A 15,763-nucleotide genomic window follows, 5' to 3' on the forward strand; every position below is an offset into this window, starting at 1 on the left:
TAGATTTCATGTTGCATCGTTATCTTCCAATGACAGAAGAAGACAAAAAAGAAATGTTACAAACGATCGGCGTTCAAACGATCGATGAATTATTCTCTGATATTCCAGAGAGTGTTCGTTTTAAAGGGGATTTAAAAATTAAAGAAGCAAAATCAGAGCCAGAGCTTTTAAAAGAGCTATCTCAAATGGCTAGTAAAAATGCTAACTTAAAAGAATACGCTTCTTTCTTAGGAGCAGGCGTATACGATCATTATGCTCCAGTAATTGTAGATCATGTTATTTCTCGCTCAGAATTTTATACAGCTTACACACCATACCAACCGGAAATTTCACAAGGGGAATTACAAGCAATCTTTGAATTCCAAACAATGATTTGTGAATTAACAGGAATGGATGTAGCAAACTCTTCTATGTATGACGGGGGGACAGCTTTAGCTGAAGCGGCAATGTTAGCAGCTGGCCATACTCGCAAAAAGAAAATTCTTGTATCTAGCGCGGTTCATCCAGAATCAAGAGCAGTACTTGAAACGTATGCAAAAGGTCAAAATCTTGAAGTTGTTGAAATTAATCATAAAGATGGTGTAACAGATTTAGACGTATTACAAAGTGAAGTAGATGATACAGTTGCTTGTGTAATCGTTCAATATCCAAACTTCTTCGGACAAGTTGAAAAATTAGCTGATATTGAAAAAATCGTTCATCAACAAAAATCATTATTTATCGTTTCTTCAAATCCATTATCATTAGGCGCATTAACACCACCAGGGAAATTTGGTGCTGATATTGTAATCGGTGATGCACAACCATTCGGTATTCCAACGCAGTTTGGTGGACCGCACTGTGGTTACTTTGCAACAACGAAAGCATTTATGCGTAAAATTCCAGGACGTCTTGTTGGACAAACTGTAGATTCAGATGGTAAACGTGGATTTGTATTAACGTTACAAGCACGTGAACAGCATATTCGTCGTGATAAAGCGACATCTAACATTTGTTCAAACCAAGCGTTAAATGCACTAGCAGCTTCTGTTGCAATGACGGCACTTGGCAAACAAGGTGTGAAAGAAATGGCACGTCAAAACATTTCTAAAGCACAATATGCAAAACGTCAATTTGAAGCGAAAGGCTTCACAGTAACATTTGCTGGACCATTCTTCAATGAGTTTGTTGTAGATTGCAAACGTCCAGTGAAAGAAGTAAACGATGCATTATTACAAAAGAATATTATCGGTGGTTACGATCTAGGCCGTGATTATAAAGAGCATGAAAACCATATGCTTGTAGCAGTAACTGAGCTTCGTACAAAAGAGGAAATTGACACACTTGTAAACGAAATGGGGGCTATCCAATGAAGAACCAAGACCAAGCACTTATCTTTGAAGTGAGTAAAGAAGGACGCATAGGATATAGCTTACCCAAATTAGATGTAGAAGAAGTGAAACTAGAAGATGTGTTTGAGAGCGATTATATTCGAGTAGAAGATGCAGAGCTACCAGAAGTATCTGAACTTGATATTATGCGCCACTATACAGCACTTTCAAACCGTAACCACGGTGTGGATTCTGGATTCTATCCACTTGGATCTTGTACGATGAAATATAATCCGAAAATTAATGAGAGTGTAGCTCGTTTCGCAGGATTTGCAAATATTCATCCGTTGCAAGATGAAAAGACAGTACAAGGTGCAATGGAATTAATGTACGACTTACAAGAGCATTTAATTGAAATTACAGGTATGGATACTGTTACTTTACAACCAGCAGCTGGTGCACACGGAGAATGGACAGGTTTAATGTTAATTCGTGCATACCATGAAGCGAATGGTGACTTTAAACGTACGAAAGTAATTGTGCCTGACTCTGCTCACGGAACGAACCCAGCATCTGCAACTGTAGCTGGTTTTGAAACAATTACAGTAAAATCAAATGAAAATGGCCTTGTTGACTTAGAAGACTTAAAACGTGTTGTAAACGAAGAAACAGCAGCACTTATGTTAACAAATCCTAATACATTAGGTCTATTCGAAGAAAATATTTTAGAAATGGCAGAAATCGTCCATAATGCAGGCGGTAAATTATACTATGATGGTGCAAACTTAAATGCGGTATTAAGCCAAGCACGCCCAGGAGATATGGGATTTGACGTTGTGCATTTAAACCTTCATAAAACATTTACAGGTCCTCACGGCGGTGGTGGCCCAGGTTCTGGTCCAGTAGGTGTGAAAGCTGATTTAATTCCGTACTTACCAAAACCGATTTTAGAGAAAACCGAAAATGGTTATCACTTCAACTACGACCGTCCAGAAGCAATTGGTCGTGTGAAACCATTCTATGGTAACTTCGGAATTAACGTTCGTGCATACACGTATATTCGCTCTATGGGTCCAGATGGATTGCGTGCAGTAACTGAGTATGCTGTATTAAATGCGAACTATATGATGAGAAGATTAGCGCCATTCTACGATCTTCCATTCGATAGACATTGTAAACATGAATTTGTATTATCAGGTCGTCGTCAAAAGAAACTTGGTGTACGTACATTAGATATTGCAAAACGTCTGCTTGATTTCGGTTATCATCCACCAACAATTTACTTCCCATTAAATGTGGAAGAATGTATTATGATTGAGCCGACAGAAACAGAATCAAAAGAAACATTAGATGGTTTCATTGATAAGATGATTCAAATCGCTAAAGAAGTAGAAGAAAATCCAGAAGTTGTACAAGAAGCACCGCATACGACAGTCATTAAACGTTTAGACGAAACGATGGCTGCACGTAAACCAGTTTTACGTTATGCGAAGCCAGCTCCTGTACAAGTTTGATTAAAATAACAAAAGAAGAACTCGCTGAGGCGGGTTCTTTTTTTGTATGGATAATTTGTCCCGCATTAACGGACAGTAAACTCTCAACTCAAAACTTAGCTGGTGCAAAGAAGCCAGGTGGGAGATAAACTGTCCGTAAATGCCCGATTGGTTCAACTAATAATCAGTGGGAATGAACAAAAATCCCCACTGATTAAAGTTTCACTTTATGCAGAAATAGTGAAGAAAATGTTAAAAAAATATGTTTTTTGTTTCCTAATGGTGTAAAGGTGTAGTTTTATAGGTAGTTTTGTTGAAAAAGTCGGTTTGATAAAAGTATTTATTTTTGTTAGAATTTTATTGAAATTAAGAAGATGTGATGAGGCAAAGATTACTCATTTTTATGTATATGTGAAAAAACGAACAAGACGGGGGTGAAATTTTGGGATATCGATGTTATAGAATGGTATACCATTTAGAAAATGGAGAAACAATTAAAGATGTAAAAGAATTTTGCTATCGAGACCAAGGAAAAGTGTTAGAAAGAGTAGCAAATCGTGTAATGGATAATAGAGAAGTGACGGCGATTGATAAACAAGGAACAATCATTTCAATAGCATGTGAGGACATTGTAAAGGTGGAACTTGATTACATAACAGAAAGTTAACCTTGAGTCATATCGAATTATTCGATAAAATAAACTGTTGAATGGTGAAGTGAGAAGAGAGGAGTTTATCATGGGTAGTACAAGACACTTTTATATGTTTATCTTAGCGTTTGTTCTTGTTGTGGCATTAACGATTTACTTAATCGTTGACAGCAGCTGGTACAACACAGTTCATCCGGCATTCCTTCTGTTTATGTATATAGGAATTGCAGTAGTAAGTTTCGGAATGAGAGACGAGATGTTAGATCGCTTTGAAAAGTGATACATATACGAAAGACCAACAGGAAAATGTTGGTCTTTTTTTCTTGGGGAAATTTCAAAAAGGCACCTTCTTCAATAACGACAATACGAGAGCAGTAGTTTATAAAAAGAAACGCTATTTGGCACATCTTTCGGAGTATGTAATATAAAGCTGAAAACGATGATGAGAATAAGAAATAGGAAAAATAAAAATAGGATTTGCTTATGTATAGAATTTTGCATATTATCCACTCCTTTTTTTGGGTAGTATGTCCAAAAGAAAGGAATGTATGAAAAAAATTGGAGGGGGAACAATGGGGAAACGAAAATTGTTATTTGAAATAGGAGTATTATTTTTGGCAATAGGTCTTTTGTTATCAAATTTTTATTCAGACATACCATCACCGTTTCCTAATTTGCATAAAGGAATTGGTATAAGTATTGTTATAATTGGTCTGTTTTGTCTTATCACATCTAACTTCTACAGAAAGTCTGAATGAATATAAAAAAGGACAGTTACTCTTTTTCAGAAGTACTGTCCTTTTTAAATAACTTATTCCATAGTTTGGCGATACTCCATATAATGACGATTGCAATGGAGGCGATAATGGACCAAACAATCGATATAATTTCAAGTGTCATGTTAGGAAGGAATGTGAGAATGGATAATACTTTATGAAACAATGATTCTATTATATGAAAACTTATTTGTAATAGAATGACGATACAAAGTGTGATCCATGCTAATATTTTCTTTCCTTGTTCTTTCCACATGACATTCACCTCATGTTAGCTTAATAGTTTTAAGCCAACAGCGCCGCATAAAATGCAGCTTAAGAAAGCAAGACGACGCCAATCCGCTGATTCTCGGAAAATGAGAATGCCTAGAAGTGCACTTCCAGCAGTTCCGATTCCAGTCCAAATTGCGTAAGCAGTTCCCATCGGTAATGTGTTCATCGCAAGAGATAAGAAGAAGAAGCTTACGCCGAAGTTAGCGATTAAAATAACTTTTGGTGCCCAGCCTTTCTTTTCAGTGGCTACTTTCATAAAGAGTACACCAATAATTTCACAAATACCAGCTAGAATTAAAAATACCCAAGCCATTTTATGCGGCCTCCTTCGCTTCTTTTTCTTCTGTTACTCGTTTTAAACCAATTACTCCGAAGAAGATTAAACCGATTAATAAAACTTTTACGATAGAGAAAGGTTCTCCGAAGATGAAAATCTCTGTAAGAACGATTCCACCAGCTCCGATTCCTGTAAAGACTGCGTATACAGTGCCGACAGGTAAATCTTTATAAGCTCTAAATAATAAGACGAAACTAATTGTAATTAATAGAGCAACACCAGCCCATTCAAGTGGTGCCTCTGCTTTTTTTAGTCCAATCACCCAAAAGATTTCAATAATACCAGCGATGATTACATAAATCCATGCCATATGTCATTTCTCCTTCCTACCAGTCGTTAGGTAAAGGGCTTAAAAACGACGCATTGCAAAGGGCAATCCGTCAGTTTGAAAGTCCGCGCCAAAATACTTTCCAAGAAGCGTCTAAACGTGTCTCAAAACGATTTAAACCTGCGTATAATAGTTCAACCATAAGACCGTCGAGTAAGCATAGAAAAGCCTCTAAGGCGTCTTTTACTTCAATGTTATGCAGCTCATCTTGTTCGCTTGCTCTTTTAAATACAGGGAATAAAAGTTTTCCGACGTTTTCAATGTGTACATTTGCTTTATTAATAATTTGTTCGCGAAATGCATCAGGCGGAAAATAAGAAGTTCGTAACCAAAACATTGATTCTTCACTTTCACCAAATCGTTTTGCATACCCTTTTAATAATTTTAAAAGCAATTCTTCAGTGGACGAATTGGAAAAGCTTTCGATATCGCCTGTGAAGCTCTGCAAATCTTTTTGAAGAGCAGATTCTAAGCATATGAAATATAGCTCTTCTTTTCCTTTAAAGTGTGCGTAAATCGATGGTTTTTTAATCCCAACTTCTTGAGCAATATTTGCCAATGAAGTTCCTTCATAGCCGTAGCGTGCGAAATGAGAAAGTGCTACAGCTTTAATGCGGTTTGCTGTCATTTTCATCCCCTACCTACCGTTCGTTAGGTTCATTATATGAGATGAAAAATATAATGTCAATAGGTGAAGAGCTGAAAAAGAGCGTTATAGGTAACGCTCTTTTTAGACAGTCTCTCGCTCAATTAAATGGAATGAAAGTTCTTTTGCACTGCCGACAATTTGCTCGCTTTGGATCTGCTTATGGAATAAAGAAAAAGCATGTGAGCCCATTGCGAGACCGGGATGTTCAATTGTGGAAATTTCTAATGCCTTTGAAATTTCATGATTATCAAATCCAAGGATAGCAAGGTCTTCAGGTACTCGAATACCATGTTTTCGAGCCTCTGTTAATAAACCAGCTGCAACTTGATCGTTCGCTGTGAAAATAGCAGTTGGACGATTTTTCATATTTAAAATACGATGGAGTATTTGTGCTCCGTCCTGCATTGTATAGCATTGGTGGAAAATCCATTCAGGATGCAACGTTTTCCCTTCGTTACGAAGTGTATCGGCGAACGCTTTTTCGCGCTCCATGGAATTTACACTTGTTTTTCTTGCTAAACAAATTCCGATTTTTTCATGGCCTCTACTTAGTAAATAGGCAGTACCGAGACGGAAACCTTCATAATGATCTACGTAGATGGATGAAATGAGGGGATGCTTCATTTTTTCACATGAAATAATAGGGGCAAATTTTGCAAAAGGTTCGATTTGTTCCCAAGAGCTCGTTCGGGAGCAAATAATCATCCCATCAAATTGTTTCATTTTCATCATTTCAAGAACACGAATTTCTTCAATGCTATCGTAATTCGTTTGACATAAATTAATGTGATATCCGGCAGCTAACGCTTCGTTTCCGATTCCTTCAATAATCGTACTGAAGTAGGGGAGGTTAATGAAAGGAAGCATAACGCCAATTGTATATGTTTTCCCTCTTATTAAATGGACAGCATTTATATTTTTTGCGTAGTTTAATTCTTCAACAGCATCTAGAACACGCTTACGCTTTTCTTCTTTTACGTAAGGGTGATTATTCAGGACACGAGAAACAGTTGATATCGATACACCAGCAGTTTTAGCAATTTGTTTTATATTGGCCATATGTATCACCTCTTTCCCTTATTATAAAGGGAAAATAATAAGAAAGAAAAAATCTTGACCTGAAAAGCTTTTCACAAACTATGGTATTAATAAGACTTCTTTTTATTCGCGTAACCTTTTCACTTGGGCGTAAGAATGATAGGGGTCTTTTTTGTTTGCAAAAAGTGTTGTCAAAATGTGTGAGAATAACGTGGAAAGTTTTCAAAGGTGGAGTTTGGTGACAAAGCGAATATGAAGAGAATATCAACGCTTCGTTCGTTAAGAGAGCGGTATGAAAGGGCGGAAACAAATTGAAAAAAAGAATCATTTGTTTCGTGTTTTCTAGTTTCATGCTTAGTTCGTGTTCGTTTCAGCAAACGATGCAAGAAGAAAAACACTTTGTGGGAACAACAGGAGGAGCTATGGATCGTGTTACGGATCCTATTCCGCTAAAGGAACTTCCAAAATATTTTCCGGTGAAGTTTAAAGTTCCAACGTTTTTACCGTACGACATTACAAGTGATGTGAAGGGGGAAGTAAGAACGCTTGGGAAAAAGAACACTGTCTTAACGATTAAATATAAACAGAAGGAGTCAGGTAGAAATGAGTATATTGAGTTAAATGTCGCGAACTTTCCTTATAGTTTTCCGGATCTTGTGGAAGAGAAGCGATTTCAAGAACAAATGAAACTGAATAATGGAACGTCTGCTTATTTTAAAAATAAAGATGATTATGAACGTGGTGACGAATTTGCTACGCTTATATGGAAAGAGAAAGGAATTGAATATCAACTGCTGTATCGGAATGTAGAAGAGAACGATGAAAAGGTAATCAAGCAGAATTTATTATACATTGCGAATAAGATGAAATGAAAAAACTAGCTGATTTATTCAGCTAGTTTTTTGTATGTTATTATTTCTTTTTAATTTTGCCTGTCCAAGATTTAAATCCACCTTGTAATTGGTAGAAATCTTTGTAGCCTTGTTTTTTTAAGTATTGCGCTGCACGACCTGTACGGAATCCGCTTTGGCAATATAAGTAAACAGGTTGATCTTGACGAAGTTCTTTATGGCGAAGGCGAATTTGTGATAACGGAATGTTACGTGCACCTAAAATATGCCCTGCGTTATATTCGTCTGCTTCACGAATATCGATAAGCTGTGCTTTACGGTAGCCAGCGCGAAATTCTTCTTCTGTAAGAGTTTTAATTAATTTTTTCTGATAGAAGTACATCCATACAGTGTAGCCGATAAATGCTACGATTACGGCTAATAAAATAATCCAAGTTGTTGACACGATTCTATCGCTCCCTTTTTTCTTATCCTACTTTCAATATTATAATGCCCTTATGTATTTATGCAACAGATTCATTTGCATATAAGAAGAAATTTCGTATTCTTTCACAAATTTTGTCGAATTTGGTAGACTAGAGAATGTGAAAAATAATTGGTTATATGAGGTGCAGGATGGGAAAAGAAAAATGGTGTTATATTAACTCTGGTCAATGTTCACCGGCATTTAATATGGCGTTAGATGAATGTTTATTAAATTGGCAAAGTGAAAAGAAAATGCCACCAACAATTCGTTTTTATGAATGGGAAGTACCAACATTAACAGTTGGGTATTTTCAACGTGTTGAAAAAGATATTAATATGGATGTAGTTAACGAAAAGAAATATGGATTCGTTCGTCGTCAAACAGGCGGCAGGGGTGTACTACATGACAAAGAGCTAACGTATAGTGTTATTGTGTCTGAAGATCATCCGAATATGCCGAAAACAGTTACAGAAGCGTATCGTGTTATTTCGCAAGGTTTATTAGATGGTTTTAAGGCATTAGGGTTAGAAGCATATTATGCAGTTCCAAAAACAGAAGCAGATCGTGAAAATTTAAAAAATCCACGTTCAGGCGTATGTTTTGATGCACCATCTTGGTATGAAATTGTAGTGGAAGGACGAAAAATTGCTGGTAGTGCTCAAACACGTCAAAAAGGTGTTATTTTACAGCATGGATCGATTCCATTAGAAATTGATTTAGATGAACTATATGATCTATTTTTATTCCCAAATGAACGTGTGAAGGAACGTATGAAGAGTATGTTCTCTTCTAAAGCAGTAGCAATTAATGAATTAACAGACCGTACATTTACGATAGAACAGTTAATTAAAGCGTTTGAAGTTGGCTTTGAAAAAGGATTGGATGTAGAACTTGTTCCATATGAATTAACAGAAGAACAGTTACATGAAGTTCAAACGTTAGCGAAAGAAAAGTATGAAAGTAATGAGTGGAATTATAAAAAATAAGAGGTGGCGATAGCCATCTCTTATTTTTTTATAGTAAATTAAGTACTTTTTCTACTTTGATTCCTTTATCTTGTAAAGAACGAAGGCGACTTACAACGTCCATAATTTCTTTGTCAAATGTAACGCTAATACCTTGGCTTTGTAGTTCTTCTTTTAAGCTTTCAATAGAATCATCTATGTCGATGCCAAGCTCGTAATCTTGACAAACTTCAATTGTCTTTTTCACGAGTTTAACATAATTTTCTTGTAGTTTTGAATTTGTTTCAGTCAAAGCAGGCTGCTTCGGTTTTGCAGGAGCAACCGGTGCTGTCTCTTGCTTTGTAACTGGAGTAGGGACTGCTTTTTTCACAGGCGCTGGAGTAACTAGTTCTACAGCTGCTTCTACGCTTACTGGCTTCGGTGTCGGTACCGGAGTAGGCTTAGGTGCCATAGCAGGTGTTTCCACACGCGTAACAGGCTTAGGAGCAGGCGTAATTGCTTTTGGAGCTTCTACAACTACTTCTTTTTTCGGTGCTGCTTCTACCTGTGTTTCTTCTTGCTCGGCAGCTTCTTTATTTTCTTTACTCCACATAACGCGTTCAATTTCTAGAGAAACATTGTTTTTGTTCATCGCTGTTAATGTAACTTTACCAACTTCAGCGTTTCCAGTGAAATCAACAATTTTATAAATAACACTCTTGTTCCAATCCACGTTTCCGCTCAAAAATAATTCTTCGTTACATTTCGGCGTTAAGCCCTCGATTTTAATTTCTGCGTTTACACCGTTTTCACTATATACCATAATTAGCGAAGCATTTACATCTTCGTCTGCTAACATTAGTTCACGTACCATTTTGCCGGTGCGTACTTGCGTTTTCTTCTTAACTGACATCTAATTTCTCCTCTCAAAAATTCAGTAATAATAAAAAAATCGTATAACGAAAAATAATTGCTCACGAAGATTTATGATACCGATAATAAAAGCATCACGTCAACAATTAACTTTAATTATTTTGCATTTTTCTTATTTTCTTTATGAAATTTTTCAATTTGTAAAATTAGACAGAAGAAAAAACAGCCTTTTGAAGGGCTGTTAAAATTTAGATGTTTTATATAAAAATTTGTACAAAATATAAAAAGAAAGTGTAATAAGAGCACCTTGCAAAATAGACAAATTATAAAATAAGTATGGTTTTGTTTTGAAAAATACGTTTGCAAAAACTGATAAGACAAAAGGTATAAATACCGATAATAAGAGAAGTGCTTTTTGTTTCCAGGAAACTAATATTGTAAAAGAGAAACGTCTAAATAAAGAAAAAGTTATGAAAGCACCAATTGTTAAAACAATAGCAGATAATATTGTTCCGGGAATACTAAATGGAATTCCTGAAGTGTTTGTATTTGAAAATAGTTTTTGCATAAGAGTAGTGAATGTATCGTATCCAATTTGAACAGCTAATAATAAACTAACTGCAAACCCAATAACGGCAGCTTGTTGGAAAGAATTTTGATGTTCCGAAGAGTTAATTAATTCATCGCAGTAAGCTTTTAAATCCTCTCCGAAAATATCATGCGCAGTTTTACCGTCTTCTTGCGCTTCTAAAAGATGATCCAATATTTCTAAAAGTAATTCTTCCATTTGTTTTTGTGGAACGCTAGTAAGGCGTAAATAAATAAGCATATCACCATAAGCAGCTTCGTTTTCAGGTGTTAATAACTTTCTTTTTTTATTGTTTAACTGAACCATTTCTTTTTCAGTCATGACCTCGTCACTCCTTTTTAAAGTCCAAGCATTCTTTTTTGAAGAAAAGTTTATATAGTACATAGCAAGAGATGGCAAGCAAAGTACCGGTCCAAGGTGAAACTTGTAATGTAGTATAGGGATTTTTTATAAATAAAAAGGAAATACCGATTAATAGCATCCATAGGCTATGACGTATTAAAAAGCTTCCTATATGCCTCCAAATAGTTGTTTTATTTTTAAATAAATCAGTGTTAATAAAATCGAAGACAAAACGTATCATAAGATGTACGGATAATGTAAATACAAGCAGATAAATGAAATCAATGTGTACAAATTTAAAACGTGCTTTATCTGCAAATAAGGGTAATACAAATGCAATTACGGACGAAATAGCAAAGTATATTGCTAGCAGGTAACAAGTTATAAATAAAGGAATTGATAATTGTTCCCATAAACTTTGCTTCGGTAGGGCGGCAATTAACTCGTCACAGTACGCCTGTAAGTCGTCTCCAAAAATATCATAAGCATTTTTTTCTTCTTGCTGGGCTTCAATAAGGTGATCTAGAATTTCAATTAGCAGTTCTTCTGCGTGGTATTCTGGCACTTTAGCTAAGCGGATGTATATTAACATGTCACTATAGGCGATTTCATTTTCTGTAGTTAATAATTTACGCTTTTGGTTATTTAATTCGATTAAATCTTTCGCCTTCATCCCCATCACTCTCCTTGTAATAAATTGTTTACGGTCGTTGAAACCATCCCCCAGCTTTGTTTAAATTCTTCAAGCTGTTCTAATCCTTTATCGGTTACGTGATAATATTTTCGCTTTGGACCGAGTGAGGAAGCTTTTAATGTTCCTTCAATCAATTTTTCTTTTTGCATACGTAACAATAATGGATATATGCTTCCTTCGCTTACAAATGTAAATCCGTGTTTATTTAATTTTGTACTCAGTTCATATCCGTACACTTCTTCTTGTGAAATGATGTATAGGATGCACCCTTCGAGCACGCCTTTTAACATTTGGCTGTGCATGATTTCACCACCTTTTATTCAGGTAACTTGCGTTGCAAGGTAGCTGGTATCCAAATTATAACATTCAGTAACTTGCAATGCAAGTTACTGGGGTGGAAAACTTTAATGTCCCCCATACTAACGAGAGGGCGAAAATTATATGAGACCGTTTATGCCAAAGCTCGTTTACTTTGAACGAAAGGCACTTGAATATCCACTTGGTTTTATAGTTGCGCCAATTTAAATGCATGAAGAATGGGAAGAAGGATACCGTAAACTATTTGAACGACAAAGATATGACGATACCAAATTTAACGTTTGAATTGATTCAGCATTGTTTTCCGAAACCATCGGAAAATATGTATATAAAAAAGATGATGCAGCAGTATTAAAAGAAACGATAAGAGGTTATAGAAATGAGTTTTTTCTTAATGCAGAAATACAATATTTTACTTAAGGGGAGTCTGTATGCAAATACAGATTCTTTTTTGTTTTATATATTTAGGCTCGTTTTCAACTTGTCACGTTATTCTTTCTGGTGTATCATTTTATTGATTGCTTCGTACGGAATAAGCAAAATGAACTTGGATGGAGGAAACCGATGCCTACCCCTAGTATGGAAGATTATATTGAACAAATTTATTTGTTGATTGATGAAAAGGGTTACGCCCGCGTATCTGATATTGCTGAAGCGCTTAGTGTACATCCATCCTCTGTAACAAAAATGGTGCAAAAATTAGACAAAGATGAATATCTAATTTATGAAAAATATAGAGGGCTTGTATTAACAACAAAAGGTAAAAAAATCGGAGAACGTCTCGTATATCGTCATGACTTGCTAGAGCAATTTATGCGTATTATCGGTGTGGATGAAAGTAAAATTTACAATGATGTAGAAGGAATTGAACATCATTTAAGTTGGGAAGCAATTGATCGCATTGGTGATTTAGTGGAATACTTTGAACAAGATGCAGTCCGAGTGGAAACACTTCGTGGTGTTCAAAGAGCAAATGAAGAGAAAAGTAATTAAGGGGAACGTATGGCGTTTCCTTTTTTATTTCAATTCGAAAAGGATGGGAGAATTATGAAAGCAATTATTTTTGATTTTGATGGATTAATTGTGGACACAGAAACGATATGGTTTCACTCTTTCAGAGATGCTGTTCGTGAATACGGCGGGGAACTACCTTTAGAGGAATTTGCGAAATGCATTGGAACAACAGATGAGGTACTTTATACATATTTAAATGATCAATTAAAAGAGAAGTTTAACAAAAGTGCATTAAAAGAAAAAGTGGCAACTTTACATAAAGAAAAAATGAGAATACCAGAAGCTCGTGACGGGGTAAAAGAATATTTAGAAGAAGCGAAAGAAATGGGATTAAAAATCGCACTGGCTTCTAGTTCTTCTAGAGAATGGGTTATTCATTTTTTAGAAGAGCTACAAATTAGAGAATATTTTGAAGTGATTAAAACGAGAGAAGATGTTGAGAAGGTAAAACCAGATCCAGCTCTTTATCGAGTTGCAATAGAAGAATTAGGAATTAAGCCGTCTGAAGCTGTTGTATTTGAAGATTCATTAAATGGATTGAGAGCAGCAGTTGCAGCGGGATTAACGTGCGTTGTGGTACCTAATGATGTGACACGGAATTTACCATTTGAAAATCATCATCTTCGAATTGAAAGTATGAGAGAGAAAAGTTTAAAAGAAGTGCTTCAAAGTATAAAAAAAGACCGTATTTCCTAAAAGGAAGCACGGTCTTTCTTTTTGCTTTTTTTGCCTTCAATGACAGTTAAATGAGACTGTTTTCTTTTTCGTTTCAAAGTGGAAGAATTCCCTTTTTTACTTTTGTCATTAGAAGTATTTGACTTAAAGAAAGAATTGCCTAGGGGTGCTACATTTTGTTTCCCATGTTTGCGGTTCGATTGTTTTGCCGCACGCTTATATGAGCTTTGTGAATTTGCAGAACCACTGGAATTTGTAAACATCTTGTATAGCAAGTAAAAGATACCAACAACAAGTAACATGTACCCGATATTTCTTAATACACCCATGGGATTTGTAATAACAGATGAAACAAGGCCGAATATTGCCAATCCGATAATAAGCACAAATATAGCGAAAGTAAACGAACGACCGTTCATAAGGGACACCTCCTAAAAACGTATATTAAAATTAGTATATTAACGATGAGGAAAGGAGTTGAACACCATTTTTAAATAATTATTGTTTGTTCTCTAAACGTAATAATTCTTCAAACGATGCAATTGCTACTTCCACTTGATCATCTGTTGGTTCTTTCGTTGTTAATAGTTGTAGCCATAATCCAGGATATCCAAGTACGCGTAATACGGGAATATCTCGTAATCGATTTGTAAATTGTAATACTTCAAAAGAAATACCAAGTACAACTGGAATTAATAAAATTCGGTTTATAACTCGTGCCCAAAGAGGATCTGTAGGGACTAGGAAATAAACGAACATTCCAATAATGACTGTAAATATAATAAAGCTACTGCCACATCTATAATGGAGACGAGTTTGCTTTTGAACGTTTTCTACAGTCAGAGGAAGGTTATTCTCGTAAGCATTGATTACCTTATGCTCTGCACCGTGATACTGAAATACCCGCTTAATAAGTGGGGTTAAAGAAATAAAGTATATATAGCTCAATAATAGCATGAGCTTAATGACACTTTCGACAATGATTTGCCCAGTATGAGACGGGAAAATCGGTCTTGTTAATTCAGCTAATAGTGCAGGAACTGCTGTGAAAATGACTTTACCGAATATAAAAGATAAAACGCCAACAGCTGCAACTCCTAATACCATCGTTAATTTTGATTGTTCTTCTTTTTTATTTGCAATTTGTTCATCATCTTCTGGGTGGACGTCAAATCGTTCTGAAGCGAAGTTTAAATGCTTTGCTCCATTCGCACTTGCATCCACAATAGCGGCAATCCCTCGTAAAAATGGAATTTTTTTTAGGGTAGATAGTACTTTATTACGAACGCGTGGTAATCGATAAAATTCAATCGATTTATCTTTACGACGAACCGCTGTAACAGTATATTCTCTACCGCCAAACATAACTCCTTCTATGACCGCTTGCCCGCCATATATTTGTTTTGACTCTTCTGCCATGTTAACACCAACCTGTATTTGTTTCTCTCTTATGTAGAAAAAGAGGCAATTGTCATACTGGGTTCTGTCGTTTTGAAATAAGACAATCACCGAGTTTCCTTTATTTTATCGGCAAATACAAGTAGATGACAAGGGAAAATGTTATGAGAGTCGGACATTTCTTATTCTTTTTATAGACAAATTTCGCAGGATTTAAACATGCTTCAAAATAGTTTCGGGCATACTATTGAGCGGAGGTGTCGATGTGAGTCAAGAACAATTAGGAACAAGGAATTTTGTGCAGATTGGTTTGTTTGGTGGAATCTTTTGGGGCGGGGTATGGTATTTCCTTCATATATTTTCATTCACGGAGGCGGGCCCGAATTATTTCCTTTTACCATTTGCGTTTGGAAGTTGGAAAGAGGGTGTATGGGGCAATGTGTTCGGAATAGTGTGTATGGGACTTCTTTCAATTTTGATTGCCTTTTTGTATAAAGCATTTTTTGCAAAGTTTGAAGGGATTATAGCGGGAATTATTTATGGGCTATTTTGGTGGGCACTACTGTTTTTGGGGATGGGTTTAATGGCTCCTGTTATTAAAAGTGCGCTCCATTTACCAAAAGAGACAATTGTGACGACAATATGTATTTTTATATTGTATGGTGTGTTTATAGCATATTCTGTTTCTTACGCAGTAAATAGCAATAAAGCAGAACAAGAAGGGTAAGAGAAGACGAACTATTCAA

22 protein-coding genes and 1 pseudogene are annotated in these 15,763 nt (G+C 35.8%); 11 read left to right on the plus strand and 12 right to left on the minus strand.

The genetic code is table 11. The features are described 5' to 3' along the window. The first annotated feature begins 8 nt into the window (after positions 1-8). From gcvPA to ES895_RS02840, 5 genes are all read left to right on the plus strand, one after another. Positions 9-1,352 carry an aminomethyl-transferring glycine dehydrogenase subunit 1 gene (gene gcvPA / locus ES895_RS02810; protein WP_000903240.1) on the plus strand — a complete coding sequence of 448 codons (1,344 nt, stop codon included), beginning with the start codon at positions 9-11 and terminating at the stop codon, positions 1,350-1,352. Beyond that, on the plus strand, positions 1,349-2,824 hold the full coding sequence (gene gcvPB / locus ES895_RS02815) for an aminomethyl-transferring glycine dehydrogenase subunit 2 (protein WP_135238154.1): 1,476 nt from the start codon (positions 1,349-1,351) through the stop codon (positions 2,822-2,824). The genes gcvPA and gcvPB overlap by 4 nt, the downstream gene beginning before the upstream one ends. Before the next feature lie 442 nt (positions 2,825-3,266). After that, on the plus strand, positions 3,267-3,470 hold the full coding sequence (locus tag ES895_RS02825; RefSeq protein ID WP_000262496.1) for a DUF3929 family protein: 204 nt from the start codon (positions 3,267-3,269) through the stop codon (positions 3,468-3,470). Between the two features lie 70 nt (positions 3,471-3,540). Continuing rightward, positions 3,541-3,732 carry a hypothetical protein gene (locus tag ES895_RS02830; RefSeq protein ID WP_000535933.1) on the plus strand — a complete coding sequence of 64 codons (192 nt, stop codon included), beginning with the start codon at positions 3,541-3,543 and terminating at the stop codon, positions 3,730-3,732. A 292-nt stretch (positions 3,733-4,024) separates the two neighbouring features. After that, positions 4,025-4,210, plus strand: coding sequence for a hypothetical protein (locus tag ES895_RS02840; RefSeq protein WP_135238155.1), 186 nt, complete (start codon positions 4,025-4,027; stop codon positions 4,208-4,210). A gap of 16 nt (positions 4,211-4,226) precedes the next feature. Here ES895_RS02840 and ES895_RS02845 read toward each other — a convergent pair whose 3' ends face one another. From ES895_RS02845 to ES895_RS02865, 5 genes are all read right to left on the minus strand, one after another. Next, positions 4,227-4,484, minus strand: a complete 258-nt coding sequence (locus ES895_RS02845) for a DUF3975 family protein (RefSeq protein WP_000265427.1) — start codon at positions 4,482-4,484, stop codon at positions 4,227-4,229. Between the two features lie 15 nt (positions 4,485-4,499). Beyond that, complete coding sequence (locus ES895_RS02850; RefSeq protein WP_000312623.1) at positions 4,500-4,814, minus strand: DMT family transporter; 315 nt, start codon at positions 4,812-4,814, stop codon at positions 4,500-4,502. A gap of 1 nt (position 4,815) precedes the next feature. Continuing rightward, on the minus strand, positions 4,816-5,148 hold the full coding sequence (locus tag ES895_RS02855; RefSeq protein ID WP_000312339.1) for a DMT family transporter: 333 nt from the start codon (positions 5,146-5,148) through the stop codon (positions 4,816-4,818). 70 nt (positions 5,149-5,218) lie between these two features. After that, complete coding sequence (locus tag ES895_RS02860) at positions 5,219-5,800, minus strand: TetR/AcrR family transcriptional regulator (RefSeq protein ID WP_002005730.1); 582 nt, start codon at positions 5,798-5,800, stop codon at positions 5,219-5,221. A 96-nt stretch (positions 5,801-5,896) separates the two neighbouring features. Then, entirely contained in the window at positions 5,897-6,874 is a 978-nt protein-coding gene (locus ES895_RS02865; protein ID WP_001273982.1) for a LacI family DNA-binding transcriptional regulator, read from the minus strand. A 314-nt stretch (positions 6,875-7,188) separates the two neighbouring features. On the opposite strand from ES895_RS02865, the gene ES895_RS02870 reads away from it, so the two are divergent. Continuing rightward, entirely contained in the window at positions 7,189-7,725 is a 537-nt protein-coding gene (locus ES895_RS02870) for a hypothetical protein (protein ID WP_025966335.1), read from the plus strand. 40 nt (positions 7,726-7,765) lie between these two features. Here ES895_RS02870 and ES895_RS02875 read toward each other — a convergent pair whose 3' ends face one another. Next, positions 7,766-8,149 (minus strand): rhodanese-like domain-containing protein, encoded by a 384-nt coding sequence (locus ES895_RS02875; protein WP_000108653.1) that lies wholly within the window; start codon positions 8,147-8,149, stop codon positions 7,766-7,768. A 170-nt stretch (positions 8,150-8,319) separates the two neighbouring features. Between ES895_RS02875 and ES895_RS02880 the strand changes: the two genes are divergently transcribed. After that, complete coding sequence (locus tag ES895_RS02880; protein WP_000514081.1) at positions 8,320-9,156, plus strand: lipoate--protein ligase family protein; 837 nt, start codon at positions 8,320-8,322, stop codon at positions 9,154-9,156. Between the two features lie 28 nt (positions 9,157-9,184). Here ES895_RS02880 and ES895_RS02885 read toward each other — a convergent pair whose 3' ends face one another. The 4 genes from ES895_RS02885 to ES895_RS02900 all read right to left on the minus strand — a co-directional run bounded on the left by ES895_RS02885 (position 9,185) and on the right by ES895_RS02900 (position 11,914). Then, positions 9,185-10,027, minus strand: coding sequence for a hypothetical protein (locus tag ES895_RS02885; RefSeq protein ID WP_000111900.1), 843 nt, complete (start codon positions 10,025-10,027; stop codon positions 9,185-9,187). Positions 10,028-10,228: 201 nt separating this feature from the next. Continuing rightward, positions 10,229-10,897: a DUF1048 domain-containing protein gene (locus ES895_RS02890; RefSeq protein ID WP_000136527.1), complete on the minus strand. Its 669-nt coding sequence runs from the start codon at positions 10,895-10,897 to the stop codon at positions 10,229-10,231. 7 nt (positions 10,898-10,904) lie between these two features. Next, a complete protein-coding gene (locus ES895_RS02895; RefSeq protein ID WP_002103595.1) occupies positions 10,905-11,591 on the minus strand; it encodes a DUF1129 family protein in 687 nt (228 codons plus the stop codon). Between the two features lie 5 nt (positions 11,592-11,596). Further along, positions 11,597-11,914 carry a PadR family transcriptional regulator gene (locus ES895_RS02900; protein WP_000556083.1) on the minus strand — a complete coding sequence of 106 codons (318 nt, stop codon included), beginning with the start codon at positions 11,912-11,914 and terminating at the stop codon, positions 11,597-11,599. Between the two features lie 190 nt (positions 11,915-12,104). Here ES895_RS02900 and ES895_RS29660 point away from each other — a divergent pair. The 3 genes and pseudogenes from ES895_RS29660 to ES895_RS02915 all read left to right on the plus strand — a co-directional run. Continuing rightward, a pseudogene (locus tag ES895_RS29660) lies at positions 12,105-12,350 on the plus strand (spore photoproduct lyase family protein); the annotation flags it as partial. 144 nt (positions 12,351-12,494) lie between these two features. Further along, a complete protein-coding gene (gene mntR / locus ES895_RS02910; protein ID WP_001143083.1) occupies positions 12,495-12,923 on the plus strand; it encodes a transcriptional regulator MntR in 429 nt (142 codons plus the stop codon). Between the two features lie 54 nt (positions 12,924-12,977). Then, a complete protein-coding gene (locus ES895_RS02915) occupies positions 12,978-13,640 on the plus strand; it encodes an HAD family hydrolase (protein WP_025966333.1) in 663 nt (220 codons plus the stop codon). Here the strand turns inward: ES895_RS02915 and ES895_RS02920 are convergent. Beyond that, a complete protein-coding gene (locus ES895_RS02920; protein WP_001014463.1) occupies positions 13,637-14,038 on the minus strand; it encodes an SA1362 family protein in 402 nt (133 codons plus the stop codon). The genes ES895_RS02915 and ES895_RS02920 overlap by 4 nt on opposite strands. A 79-nt stretch (positions 14,039-14,117) precedes the next feature. Continuing rightward, positions 14,118-15,038 carry a DUF1385 domain-containing protein gene (locus tag ES895_RS02925; protein ID WP_000807121.1) on the minus strand — a complete coding sequence of 307 codons (921 nt, stop codon included), beginning with the start codon at positions 15,036-15,038 and terminating at the stop codon, positions 14,118-14,120. 244 nt (positions 15,039-15,282) lie between these two features. Here ES895_RS02925 and ES895_RS02930 point away from each other — a divergent pair, with 244 nt between their 5' ends. Then, the gene (locus ES895_RS02930) at positions 15,283-15,744 is read left to right on the plus strand and encodes a YqhR family membrane protein (protein ID WP_000076893.1); all 462 of its coding nucleotides are present in this window, start codon (positions 15,283-15,285) and stop codon (positions 15,742-15,744) included. The last annotated feature ends 19 nt before the right edge of the window (positions 15,745-15,763 follow it).

Origin of the sequence: Bacillus sp. 007/AIA-02/001 (assembly GCF_004634455.1) — a bacterium.
Lineage (GTDB): Bacteria > Bacillota > Bacilli > Bacillales > Bacillaceae_G > Bacillus_A > Bacillus_A cereus.